The sequence below is a fragment of the Rhodococcus sp. MEB041 genome (genome assembly GCF_030208955.1).
In the GTDB taxonomy this organism is placed as follows: domain Bacteria; phylum Actinomycetota; class Actinomycetes; order Mycobacteriales; family Mycobacteriaceae; genus Rhodococcoides.
Genome location: NZ_JARVSZ010000005.1, coordinates 735,155 through 747,138, shown reverse-complemented (window position 1 = coordinate 747,138; position 11,984 = coordinate 735,155). Strand labels below are relative to the sequence as shown.

13 protein-coding genes are annotated in these 11,984 nt (G+C 69.0%); 7 read left to right on the top strand and 6 right to left on the bottom strand.

The window, feature by feature from the left end; genetic code table 11:
• Positions 1-91: 91 nt before the first annotated feature.
• Genes QRN16_RS17730 through surE form a run of 3 tightly spaced genes read left to right on the top strand, consistent with a single transcriptional unit; the run spans position 92 to position 2,457 of the window.
• A complete protein-coding gene (locus QRN16_RS17730) occupies positions 92-622 on the top strand; it encodes a hypothetical protein (protein WP_285188641.1) in 531 nt (176 codons plus the stop codon).
• A gap of 57 nt (positions 623-679) precedes the next feature.
• The gene (locus QRN16_RS17725) at positions 680-1,621 is read left to right on the top strand and encodes a 1-phosphofructokinase family hexose kinase (RefSeq protein ID WP_285188639.1); all 942 of its coding nucleotides are present in this window, start codon (positions 680-682) and stop codon (positions 1,619-1,621) included.
• 29 nt (positions 1,622-1,650) lie between these two features.
• A complete protein-coding gene (gene surE, locus QRN16_RS17720) occupies positions 1,651-2,457 on the top strand; it encodes a 5'/3'-nucleotidase SurE (RefSeq protein ID WP_285188637.1) in 807 nt (268 codons plus the stop codon).
• Positions 2,458-2,470: 13 nt separating this feature from the next.
• On the opposite strand, the gene QRN16_RS17715 is transcribed toward surE, so the two are convergent.
• The 3 genes from QRN16_RS17715 to QRN16_RS17705 all read right to left on the bottom strand — a co-directional run bounded on the left by QRN16_RS17715 (position 2,471) and on the right by QRN16_RS17705 (position 4,768).
• Complete coding sequence (locus tag QRN16_RS17715; RefSeq protein ID WP_285188635.1) at positions 2,471-3,775, bottom strand: DUF6297 family protein; 1,305 nt, start codon at positions 3,773-3,775, stop codon at positions 2,471-2,473.
• The gene (locus QRN16_RS17710; RefSeq protein WP_285188633.1) at positions 3,766-4,389 is read right to left on the bottom strand and encodes an ABC transporter ATP-binding protein; all 624 of its coding nucleotides are present in this window, start codon (positions 4,387-4,389) and stop codon (positions 3,766-3,768) included. Before QRN16_RS17710 ends, QRN16_RS17715 begins: the two co-directional genes overlap by 10 nt.
• 64 nt (positions 4,390-4,453) lie before the next feature.
• Positions 4,454-4,768, bottom strand: coding sequence for a DUF6412 domain-containing protein (locus tag QRN16_RS17705; protein WP_285188631.1), 315 nt, complete (start codon positions 4,766-4,768; stop codon positions 4,454-4,456).
• Positions 4,769-4,879: 111 nt separating this feature from the next.
• On the opposite strand from QRN16_RS17705, the gene QRN16_RS17700 reads away from it, so the two are divergent.
• From QRN16_RS17700 to sigJ, 4 genes are all read left to right on the top strand, one after another.
• Complete coding sequence (locus QRN16_RS17700; RefSeq protein ID WP_285188630.1) at positions 4,880-6,994, top strand: MMPL family transporter; 2,115 nt, start codon at positions 4,880-4,882, stop codon at positions 6,992-6,994.
• Positions 6,995-7,029: 35 nt separating this feature from the next.
• Positions 7,030-9,039, top strand: coding sequence for an SDR family oxidoreductase (locus QRN16_RS17695; RefSeq protein ID WP_285188628.1), 2,010 nt, complete (start codon positions 7,030-7,032; stop codon positions 9,037-9,039).
• Between the two features lie 78 nt (positions 9,040-9,117).
• A complete protein-coding gene (locus QRN16_RS17690) occupies positions 9,118-9,873 on the top strand; it encodes an SDR family oxidoreductase (protein ID WP_222627292.1) in 756 nt (251 codons plus the stop codon).
• Entirely contained in the window at positions 9,870-10,763 is an 894-nt protein-coding gene (gene sigJ / locus QRN16_RS17685; RefSeq protein ID WP_222627294.1) for an RNA polymerase sigma factor SigJ, read from the top strand. The genes QRN16_RS17690 and sigJ overlap by 4 nt, the downstream gene beginning before the upstream one ends.
• Here the strand turns inward: sigJ and QRN16_RS17680 are convergent.
• The 3 genes from QRN16_RS17680 to QRN16_RS17670 are packed head-to-tail and all read right to left on the bottom strand — an operon-like array spanning position 10,760 to position 11,919.
• Entirely contained in the window at positions 10,760-11,200 is a 441-nt protein-coding gene (locus QRN16_RS17680) for a 6,7-dimethyl-8-ribityllumazine synthase (RefSeq protein ID WP_027503771.1), read from the bottom strand. The two genes, sigJ and QRN16_RS17680, sit on opposite strands and share 4 nt — an antisense overlap.
• Positions 11,197-11,487: a putative quinol monooxygenase gene (locus QRN16_RS17675; RefSeq protein WP_027503772.1), complete on the bottom strand. Its 291-nt coding sequence runs from the start codon at positions 11,485-11,487 to the stop codon at positions 11,197-11,199. Before QRN16_RS17675 ends, QRN16_RS17680 begins: the two co-directional genes overlap by 4 nt.
• Before the next feature lie 54 nt (positions 11,488-11,541).
• On the bottom strand, positions 11,542-11,919 hold the full coding sequence (locus QRN16_RS17670) for a VOC family protein (protein WP_285188623.1): 378 nt from the start codon (positions 11,917-11,919) through the stop codon (positions 11,542-11,544).
• Positions 11,920-11,984: the final 65 nt, after the last annotated feature.

The window sequence follows — 11,984 nt, the reverse complement described above, 5'->3', positions numbered from 1 at the left end:
ACGGGGACACCCGGTACGAAAGGTGCCGAATGGTCCGCTTCCGTTGCACACTTCCCCTGGAAGCGACCATCGACGACGGAGAGGACATGCCGTGCGAAAACTCACCCGAACCCTTCTCGGCACTGCAGCAGTGATTCCCCTGACCCTCGCCACTCCCGGTCTCGCTGCCGCGGCGGAACCCACCGACGTCACCTACGCGTTCGCTGTCGACGGCACGTCCGTCACCAACACCATCACCTCTACTGCCGACGACACCCTCAGCTGTGCCACGTCGTTGGCACCCGCACCGGACGGTGTTCTGCCGCCGCTGGAAGACGTTCTCGGACCCGGCCAGACCCTCTACGACGGCGGCGACATCGAACCCGGTGCGTCGACCCAGACGGTGTCCGACGTACCTCCCGGCTCATACGTCGCGCTGGCCACCTGTGCCCTCCAGGACGGCGACGCGACCGAGGCGATGTGGGTGTCCGACTACCCCGGCTTCGCTGAGTACATGGCCACGGTGTTGCCCTGGACCGTCTACACGGTCCAGCAGGCGTCGACGGTGATCACGGTGCCCGAGGCAGCACCGGAACCGGCTTTCCCGTCGCTCGACGACCTTGCGGAGGCCTTCGGAAGCTGACTAGTCGACCGTCCGACGCCGGGTTTGAGGAAGGGACGAATCGGGCACATCACGGCGATGTCGACTGCCGAACACGCGCCCACCGCCACCGTATTCGCGCCGTCCCCGCTGCTGACCATCACCCTGGACGCAGCGCCGAACGGCGACACCGAACTCCACGTGCACGCCGGCGGCCAAGGCCACTGGATCGCCCGCATGGCCACCAACCTCGGCATGGACGTGACGCTGACCGGCGCGTTCGGCGGCGAGAGCGGCGGCGTACTGCGGGATCTGATCCACCGCGAGGGAATCACCGTGCGTGCCGTGGACATCGGTCACGAGTCCGGGTCCTACATTCACGACCGGCGGGACGGCGACCGCACCGAGGTGGCGACGATCGATCCCCCGCACCTCGCCCGGCACGCGCTGGACGACCTGTACGGGATCACCCTTGAGTCCGGAGCATCGTCCGACATCGTGCTGCTGGGGGGCCCGCACACCGGGTCGGTGGTGCCCGCGGACTTCTACCGGCGGCTCACGACCGATCTGCGATCGCTGTCGAAGCCCGTCGTCGCGGATCTGTCCGGACCGACCGCGACGGCGGCTCTGCAGGGCGGTCTCACGGTGCTCAAGATGAGCCACGAAGACCTCATCGAGGACGGGCGCGCGGAGTCGGACGACCCGGACGTCCTCATCGAGGCGATGCGCGCCCTGCACGACGAGGGTGCCGACATCGTGGTTCTCTCCCGCGCGGCGGACCCGGCGCTCGCCCTCGTCGACGGCACGGTGCTCGAGGTGGTCACTCCCGACCTGGAACAGACGGACCACCATGGTGCAGGCGACTCCATGAGCGCCGGCATCGCCACCGGACTCGCCCGCGGCATGTCCATCGAGGAGGCACTCGCCCTCGGCGGCGCCGCCGGCACCGCCAACGTGACCCGCCGCGGACTGGGTACAGGACAGGTGGGGCTCGTCGAGACCATCATGTCGACGGTCGAGGTACGCCCCTTCTCGTCCTGACCGGCTGCACCCACTCGCAGGAGGCACACGTGCGCGTGCTCATCACGAACGACGACGGAATCGACAGTCACGGGATCGCCGTGCTCGCTCGGGTCGCCGTCGAGGCCGGTCACGACGTCGTGGTGGCGGCGCCGCACGAGGAGCGCAGCGGTGCGAGTGCGTCGCTGTCGGCGCTCCAGAACCGCGACCAGCTCGTGGTCTCCCGCGCGTCGGTCGCCGACCTGGACGTCGACGCGTTCGCCGTACAGGCCTCGCCCGCCATGATCGCGTTCGTCGCGACGCGCGGAGCATTCGGTCCGCGGCCGGACATCCTGCTGTCCGGCATCAATCACGGTCCGAACACCGGCTCCGCCGTTCTGCACTCCGGCACCGTGGGGGCGGCCCTCACCGCGTCCACCCACGGGGTTCCGGCGATGGCCCTGTCCCTCGCCGGCCTCGACACGGCGTCTCTCGCCGCGCCTGGCGACATCCACGACCAGGTCGACCGTGAGGTCGCCTCGGGCGCTCCGAGCTGGGACACCGCCCACCTCGTGGCCCGGCGCGCACTCGACTGGTTCGTCGACCACGGTGCAGCGGACTGGGTTCTCAACGTCAACATCCCCCCGGTCGCGCCATCGGAGCTCCGCGGCATCCGCCCGGCCGACCTTGCAGCCTTCGGCGCCGTCCAGGCGGAGATCGGCGACACCGACGACGAGTTCGTCACCGTCCGCTTCGACGCCATCCACGCGCGCGACGACGACGACAGCGACGCCGGCCTCGTCGCCCGCGGATGGGCGACGACCACCGCACTGCGACCCCCGTCGAGGGTGGACGTCGACCTGGCCGGGTTGGAGTGATCGCGTCCTCCTGTCACAGCAGGAGCAGCACGGCACCGACGAGGAGCAGGCCCGGGCCACGCAGGACCTGCCGGATCACGTCGACCGGCACCGTGCCGAACATGGTCACCACGGCGAGGCCGTCGTAAACACGCGGCGGCGCGGTGCGGGAGCGAACAACGGCGACCAGCGAAGTCGACCCGACCACGATGCCCGCCCACCACGACACCGCTGCCGCCACCGTGACGGCGACGGTGAGTGCCACGATCGACGGCACCACGAGGAACGCACCGGCCACCGTGCGGTCCGGCAGGGCGAGTGAGAATCGCAATGCTCTGTCCGCCGACACGTCTCGGAATCCGATGCTGGCCGCCGACGTCGCCACGTAGCCCACGAGAAGGCCCACGACGCCCGCCCAGTACGGCATCGACACCGCGGAGGCGGCGAGCACGAGACCGAGTCCGGTCACCAGGACCGCCTGCAGCATCGTGTTCCGGCGATGCCGCATCAGGTCGGACCGCACCAGGGCGCGGACCGGGCCGACGGATCTTCCGGCACGACCCCGCGGGCGCACCGCCCCTCGGCGTCGGTGGGCCCTGGTCTCCAGCGCGGACACGAGGAACCCGACGTCGAGGAAGGACAGTCCCGCGGACCCGGCCGCCAGCAGATCGGCCCCCGAGGTCAGGGACGTCCGACGAATTCGCCCGAGGCGGGAGTCGGCCGCCCACCATCCGATGACGGCCGCGACGGCGAGCACAGTCGCGCACGCGACAGCTGGAGGAGGCGGTGCGAGCGTCGCGACGCCCGCCGACACGACTGTTCCGAGCTCGATCATCGGCAGCGCGGACGACCACCTGCGGGACTGCTGCCCCAACACCGCCAGGGCGACCACCAGCGCACCGGCCGCCGCCCCGACGGCGGCCAACGGCCACCAGGACGTCGCACCCGCGATCAGTGCCAGCAGACGAGCGACCAGCACTCCGAGTGCGACGAGCGCGCCGGTCCAGGCGAGCACCTGGCCGCGCAGAAGAGTGCGTCGATCGAGCGGCGCCGACACGAGCCAATGCGTCGTGGCCGCGTCGGTTCCGATCGGTCCGACGACGCGCAGGACATGGAGTGCGGCCGCCGCGAGGACAATTCCGACACTCGTCGATGCCGACGCCGACAGCACCGGGTCCAATGTGAATCCCGTCCCGCGGCCGGACAGCACCCATAGCGCGACGGCCACCGTCGACAAGGCGCCGCCACCCCAGATCGACACCTGCTCGACCGCACTCTCGGTGCCGTGGCGGCGTCGGCGGAGCTCTCGGTGCAGATCGGCGGCGGAGGTCATCGCCATGTGTCGGCGTCGACGACGACGTCGGCCACGGCGTCGACGATTGCCCTGTCGTGCGAGACGAACAGCACCGCCACTCCGGCCTCCTTCTCGGCCGCCAGTGTGCGGGCGAGCCACGCGCGCCCGTCCGAGTCGAGATGCTGCTCCGGTTCGTCGAGGACGAGGACGCGACGAGGTCGCACGAAGGCGGAGGCCAGGACGAGCCGCCTACGCTGACCACTGGACAGCGTGACCGGGAGCTGATCGGCCGCGGCGGACAGGGCGAGCCCGTCGAGGATCGCCGTCACGACGGCCTCCGCGTCGTCGACCGCATGGGCCGTGGCGATCAGTGTCAGATGTTCGCGCACCGACAGGTGAGGGAACATGCCCCCGTCGTCGAGGACGGCCGCGATCGCCGTACGGGTGGCGGGATCGGTCTCGTCGAGGTCGGTGCCGTCGAGGAGCACGCGCCCCTCGTCGACGTCGTCTGCGCCGACGGCACAGCGGAGGAGCGTCGATTTTCCGGAGCCGTTGGCACCGACCACGGCGCAGGCCGAGCCGGGACGAGCAGTGAGGTCGACGCGCCGGAAGACGGTGAACTCTCCGTGGGCACGGGTGATGCCGGACAGGTGCAACATGAGGTCTCTCTCCCACGATCCGAGATGTGAACGGTGTCGTCGGTGCGGAGACGCACGGCGCCGATCAGCTCGGCTGCGCCCCCGCGAGAGCTCCGGGTGCTCGGGGCATGGGACGGCCCGGCGTGGCGGGGTGGGACTGACGGCGGAAGGATCCGCGCAGTCGGCGTTCGTCGGCGGGAGGGCCGTTCGCCGACTCGACGCGCGCCACGAACGACTCGGGTCGCAGGAACGCGGCGGCGAGCAGAGCCACCGATACGGTGACGGCCACAGCTACGGCGACCTCGATGGGTTGCGGCATCGCGACGATCAGCGTGAGAGTCGTCGAGAGCACGAGCATCGCCACCGTCAGCCGTTCGCTGATCTGCCGTGCCGTTCGCATGGCCCGAACTGTACCGCCCGGTCTGTCCCCGCTCTCAGAGCTTCCCCAGAACCGTTCACTACAGTCACACACGACCGTGGATGCTCGACCTGACCGATATGGGGATTTTCTGTGACTCGCTGGGCTTCGTTCGTGGTGTCGCGGGCACGGTGGGTCCTGACCGCCGCGATCGTCATCGTTCTGGCAGGCGCCACGTGGGGACTCGGGGTCTTCGGCAGCCTCAGCCAGGGCGGATACGAGGATCCCGGCAGCGAGGCCGTGCAGGTCGCCCGACAGATCCAGGGCCTGGGAACCGCCGCCCCGGACATCATCGTCATCTACTCCGCGCCCGACGGCCGCACACTCGACGACATCGGCGCGGACGTCACGCCGGTGCTCGACGCGTTCCGGGCGGAGGTGGGTCCGAACGACATCACCTCCTACTGGACGGCCGGACCGGTGCAGAAGCCGTTCCTGGAGAGCAAGGACGGCACGAAGGGACTCGCGACCGTCACCCTCGGCGACGCCAGCGGCATCACGGTCGCGTCGTTCTCGGAGTTGCTCCCCAAGCTCGAGGTCGCCGGCATCGACACGCAGTTCGCGGGCGCCTCCGTCGCCGGCGTCTCCTTCAACACCCAGCTCCAGGAAGACTTGGTCCGTGCCGAGATCATCGCCATCCCGATCACGCTGATTCTTCTGGTCGTCATCTTCGGCGGCGTCGTGGCCGCCGCAGTGCCCGTGATCGTGGGAGCGCTCTCGGTGGCCGGCGCGCTGACCGTTCTGCGCATCTTCACCACGTTCACCGAGATCAGTTCCTTCGCCGTCAACGTCGCCAGCCTGCTGGGTCTCGGACTCGCCATCGATTACGGCCTCTTCATCGTCAGCAGGTTCCGCGAGGAACTCAGGGGCGGAGCCACGTCCCACGAGGCCGCACGACGCACGATGCTCACCGCCGGGCGCACCATCGTCTTCTCCGGTCTGCTGCTCATCTGCGCCTTCGCGGGGATGCTCGTCTTCCCGCAGGCCATCATCCGATCCCTCGGCTTCGGCGCGATGGCGGCCGTCGGATGTGCGGCTCTGCTGTCGTTGACGGCTGTACCGGCCGTCCTGGCCATGCTGGGTGACCGCATCAATGCCATCACCTGGTCCAGGACCGCCTCGGATCGCGGAGATGCACGCGCACACAGGTTCTGGGGCGGGGTCGTCACGAAGGTGATGAAGCGCCCCATCGCTGTCGCCACCCTGATCATCGTCGGCCTGCTGGTCGTTGCCGCACCGCTGGTCAAGGCCCAGTTGGGCGAGGTGTCCTACACCGCGCTGCCCGCCGACGATCCCGCGCGTATCGCGTTCGAAACCCTCGCCTCGGACTTCAGCAGCACCGGCGACAGCGCCACCATCGTGTTGGACGGAGAGTCGGCGCGGCCGGACGGCCCCGCCATCAATGCGGTCACGACGGCTGCGCGCGCGGTGAGCGGGATCGCCAACGTTCAGTTCGGCACGGCCAGCGGCGACTTCGTGGTCATCAACGCGACCTTTTCCTCGGACGTGTCCCAGGAAGCGCAACAGGATGTGGTGCAACAACTCCGCGCGATCCCGGCACCCGACGGAACCGACCTGACGGTGGGCGGAGCGGCGGCCCTGGTCCTCGACGGCAACAACGCCATCGTGAACTGGCTGCCGGTGATGCTCACCATCATGGTGGTGTCGACGCTGATCCTGCTGTTCCTGGCGTTCGGCTCGGTGGTGCTGCCGATCAAGGCTGTTGCCATGGCGGGACTGAGCATGGCCGCGACGTTCGGGGCTCTGACGTTCATCTTCCAGGAGGGTCACGGGGCGGGCCTGCTCGGCGTCACACCGGCACCGCTCGAGGCGACGTTCGTGGTTCTCATCCTCGCGGTCGTGTTCGGGCTGTCCACCGATTACGAGGTGTTCCTGATGTCCCGCATGGTGGAGGCGCGCACGGCCGGTGCCACCACCGAGGAGGCGGTGCTGATCGGCGCCCAGCGGACCGGACGCATCGTGACCGCGGCGGCGTTGATCCTGATCATCGTGACGGGGGCGTTCTCGATGTCCGGACTGTCCATCATGCGATTCCTGGGTGTCGGCATGATTCTGGCGTTGATCATCGACGCCACGATCATCCGTATGCTGCTGGTCCCGTCGCTGGTCAAGCTCATGGGCGAGGCCAACTGGTGGGCACCCGCGTGGATGAAGAAGGTGCACGAAAAAGTCGGCATCGGTCACTGATACCGCCGGTACTTACTCCGCGGTAAGGTCCGCGCATGAGTACTTACGTGGTCACCGGTGGCACAGGATTCCTCGGCCGGGCCGTGGTGCGCCGGCTGGTCGAACGCGACGCCAACGCTGTGGTCCACGTTCTCGTGCGACCGACCTCGGAACACCGCCTGAGCGGCGTCGCGGAGTCGTCCGGTCACCGCGTTCGCCCGCTGATCGGCGATCTCGAGCGACCCGGTCTCGGCATCGACGACTCAGCACTGTCCGCTCTGACAGCGGTCGACCACGTGATCCATCTCGGCGCGATCTACGACCTGACCGCCGGCGAGGAACAGGAATCGACCAACGTGCGGGGAACGGCCGCTGTCGCCGAACTCGCTCGGTCACTCGACGCCACCCTGCACCACGTGTCGTCCATCGCGGTCGCGGGCGACTTCCGGGGCACGTTCACCGAGGACGACTTCGACCGCGGACAAGGCTTTCCGACGCCGTATCACCGCACGAAATTCGAGGCGGAGAAAGTCGTCCGGGAGACGCCAGGCCTGACGTGGCGGGTCTATCGGCCGGCTGCGGTCGTCGGCGATTCGAGGACGGGCGAGATCGACAAGATCGACGGCCCGTACTACCTGTTCCGGCTGATCTCGCTGCTGGCCGAGCTACCGTCGCTGCTCCCGATGACGGTGCCGGCTCTGGGCGCGACCAACATCGTCCCCGTCGACTACGTCGCCGATGCGCTCGTCGCCCTGCTGCATACATCGGGTCTCGACGGTCGCGCCTTCCACCTGGTCAATCCCCGCCCGCAGCCGATGCGCGAGGTCTATTCGGCCCTGGCCGACGCCGCCGGCGCTCCTCGTGCCGTCGGCAGCATTCCCGGTGCCGTCGTCACGCCGTTGTTGCGCTCGACCAACAAGCACGTTGCGGCGGCACGGGATTCGGTATTCGAGAACTACGACATCCCCCCTGTCATGGCGGAGCATCTGACGTTGCCGACGCGGTTCGACGCCACCCGGACACGGAGAGCCCTGTCGGATGCACTGGGCGAGAACATGATCGAGGTTCCAGTTCTACGGGACTACGCGCCCGCCCTCTGGTCGTACTGGCGCGCGAATCTCGACCCCTATCGCGCTCGTCGTGACGATCCCGCGGGACCGCTGGTGGGGCGTCACGTCGTCATCACCGGCGGATCGTCGGGCATCGGCAAGGCGTCGGCATTCGCGGCGGCCCGCAAGGGCGCACGGGTCATCCTCATCGCCCGCGACGGCGACAAGTTGACGACGGTGGTGGACGAGATCCGCGCCACGGGTGCGGAAGCGCACGGCTACGTCTGCGACATCACCGACGACGCGTCGGTGGCAGAGACGGTGCCCGCCATCCTGGCCGACCACGACCACGTCGACATGCTCGTCAACAACGCGGGCAGATCGATCCGGCGCTCACTCACCCTGTCGACCGACCGTCTGCACGATTTCGAGCGGACCATGGCTGTCAACTACTTCGGGGCACTCCGCCTGATTCTCGCGCTGCTCCCCCACATGCGCGAGCGGAAGTACGGCCACATCGTCAACATCAGCAGCGCCTCGGTGCAGAGCCACCCGCCGCGCTTCGCCGCGTACGTGGCGAGCAAATCGGCGCTCGACGCCTTCACCTCGGTCGCCGCGTCGGAGACCCTGGCGGACGGTGTCTCGTTCACCACCGTGCACATGCCCCTCGTGGACACCCCGATGATCGCCCCCACCGGCAACAAGAACGTCAACAAGGTCGAGACGCCGGAGAAGGCCGCCGCGATGGTGATGCGGGCACTGATCGAGAAGCCCAAGCGCATCGACGTTCCCACCGGAACCGCCGCGGAGTGGGGCAACCTGCTGATGCCTCGCTCGAAGGACCGCGTGCTGGCGTCGTACTACAAGGCGTATCCGGACAGTGCCGCCGCCAAGGGAATCACCGACACCAGCTCGTGGTCGTCCGGTCCCCGTGCACCGAAGAAGAACCGACGCGAGTTCCGGATGCCCCGGGTCGTGCGGCGGGCCGGACGATGGGTTCCCGGCGCCCACTGGTGATGTCACAGATGCCGGCTCTCTCTCGTCCTACTCTCGAACGGGTTCCACCGAGGACTCGCACGAGGGAAGGATGACGCCATGCGGATCGCAGTGGCAGGCGGAACGGGCGCAGCGGGGCGGCACGTGGTGGAGCAGGTGCGGGCGCGAGGACACACTCCCGTGGTACTCGCGAGATCGGCCGGAATCGATCTCGTGCGGCCGACGCCGGAGCTCGACCGGGCACTGACGGACGTCGACGCGGTGATCGACGCCGCGAACGTCACGACGATGTCGGCGCGCGCGTCCGAGAAGTTCTTCGGCGCCGTCACGTCGACGTTGCTGGCCGCCGGTGAGCGCGCGGGAATCCGTCACCACGTGGCGTTGTCCATCGTGGGGTGCGATCGTGTCGACTACGGCTACTACGCCGGTAAACGTCTGCAGGAGAAGCTCGTACGCGAGTCGACGCTGCCATGGACGATCCTCCGTGCGACGCAGTTCCACGAGTTCACCGATCAGGCTCTCGCGATGACTTCGGGTCCGGTCGCGATGGTCCCGACGATGCGGAGTCAGCCGGTCAGCACCGCCGAGGTCGCCGCCCACATCGTCGACCTGGCGGTGGGGACACCGCTCACCTCGGTCGTGGAGTACGCCGGTCCGCGCCCGGAGTACCAACCCGATCTTGCCCGGAGGCTGCTGCGCGCGCGTGGATCGAAGCGTCTCGTCCTCCCCCTGCGGCTGCCGGGCGCCGGGGGTCGCGGCATGGCGAACGGTGGGCTCCTTCCCGGTCCGGACGCTGCGCACGGTGACGAGACGTTCGATCAGTGGCTCGCGCGCGTGGGTGCCTCGACCCGGTGAGTGTCACCGACGACTTCGTCCGCGTCCGCCCACGGCTGGTCCGCATCGCCTACGCCGTCCTCGGTTCGCACGCCGACGCCGAGGACGTCGTGTCCGACTGCTGGCCGAAACTGGTCGCGGCCGATGCGACGTCACCCGTTCTCGACGTCGAGGCGTGGGCCGTGGTCGCTGTCTCGCGCGCAGCACTGGACGTGCTGCGGTCGGCCCGCGTGCGACGAGAGACGTACGTGGGACCGTGGTTGCCCGAGCCGTTGGTCGGACCGGCCGACTCGCCGCCCGACCGGGTGACGCTCGACGAGAGCGTGCGCTTCGCGCTCATGGTGGTGCTCGAGACGCTGTCCCCGGCCGAACGCACGACATGGGTCCTGCACGACGTGTTCGACGTCCCGTTCGACGAGATCGCGCGGATCGTGGGCCGCACTCCGAATGCCGTGCGGCAGCTCGCGTCTCGTGCACGACGGCACGTGACGGAGGGGGCTCCACGTTTCGCGGTGTCGCCCGAACTGCATGCCGGCGCCGTGCGTGACTTCACCCGTGCCGCCGGTACGGGAGTGCTCGCCGATCTGCTGACGACGTTGGACCCCGACGTCGTTCTCGTCAGCGACGGGGGCGGAGTCGTCTCGGCGGCACGGCGTCCCGTGATCGGCGCCGACCACGTCGCGAGATTCCTCCTCGGCATCGCGGCGAAGGCGGGAGACGGTCTGCGGGTGCGTCCGTGCCGTGTGAACGGCAGAACGGGACTCGCCCTCGTGGCGGGCGACGGGTTGGTCGGCGTCGTCTCGTTCGAGGTGTCGTCGACGGGCCTGGTGTCGCGGATCGACATGATCCGGTCACCAGCCAAGCTCGCGCTCGTCGACCCCTCGGTCTGGCAGGACCGACCCGACAGCTAGCGGCCGATCGAGTCGAGGGACGCGAGCGTGCGCACCACCGCGCTCGCCGCCTCGACACCCTTCTTCTCGAGGTGCTCCGCGAAGAAGCTCGTGTGGTCGGCATGCTCGTGGAAGTGGTGCGGGGTCAGCACCACCGAGAACACGGGCACATCGGTGTCGAGCTGCACCCGCATGAGTCCGTCGATGACGGCCGTCTCGACGAAGTCGTGCCGGTAGATACCGCCGTCCACCACCAGCGCCGCCGCGACGACGGCCGAGTACCGGCCCGTGAGCGCGAGTCGCTTGGCGTGCAGGGGGATCTCGAACGCACCGGGCACCTCGAAGGTGTCCACGTCACGCCCGAACTCCCGCACGAAACCCTGGCGCACCCGGTCCACCAGTTCGCGATGCCAGGTGGCCTGGACGAAGGCCACCGAGGGAGTCGCGTCCGTCGTCATCGAACGGGCGCCAGCACGGTCAGCACCGGCGCCGCGGTGACGATCGAACCGAGTTCACTGCGACCCTCGGGCGTCGCCCGGAACGCGCGGTAGGCGGCGTCGGCCTCGACGCTGGCCCAGCTCTCGACGATGACGACGTGCGCCGGATCCTTCACGTCCGCCGTCACCTCGACACCGAGGCATCCCTCGAACGCGCGGGTGGCGACGAGGGTCTCGTCGATGATGCGGTGCGACTCCTCGAGGCGGGCGGGATCGAGACGCAGTTCGAGCAGAGCGGTGATGGCCACGGGACGTCCGTTCGGTCGGGGATCGCTGTCGATGCCAGTTCACCACGCGTGTGGTCAGCCCCAGTTGGCGGCATCCGTCAGGCAGAACGGATGGCCGGCCGGATCGAGGAGAACGCGCCACGTCTCGCCCGGCTGCGGCTCGGCGAGCGTCGCCCCCAGCTCGATCGCACGGGCCTCGGCCACCGGCATGTCCTCGACCGCGATGTCGAAGTGGAACTGCTTGCTCCCGTCGGGGTTCGGCCAGGCGGGTGGCCGATAGCCGTCCACGCGGCCGAAGCCCAGCGCCGGGCCCCCGTTCGCGGGAGAGAGCATGGCGTAGTTCTCGCCGTCACCCATCGTCTGGGTCAGACCGAGGAACGCCGCCCAGAATTCGGCCACCGGAGGAACCTCGGCACAGTCCAGGGTCGTCATCGCCAGTCGCGTCGTCGTCATGACCTCAGCCTCCCTCACGATCGGCACCGTGACGTGAACAAACGCGCCAGCCCGAGCGGTACGGT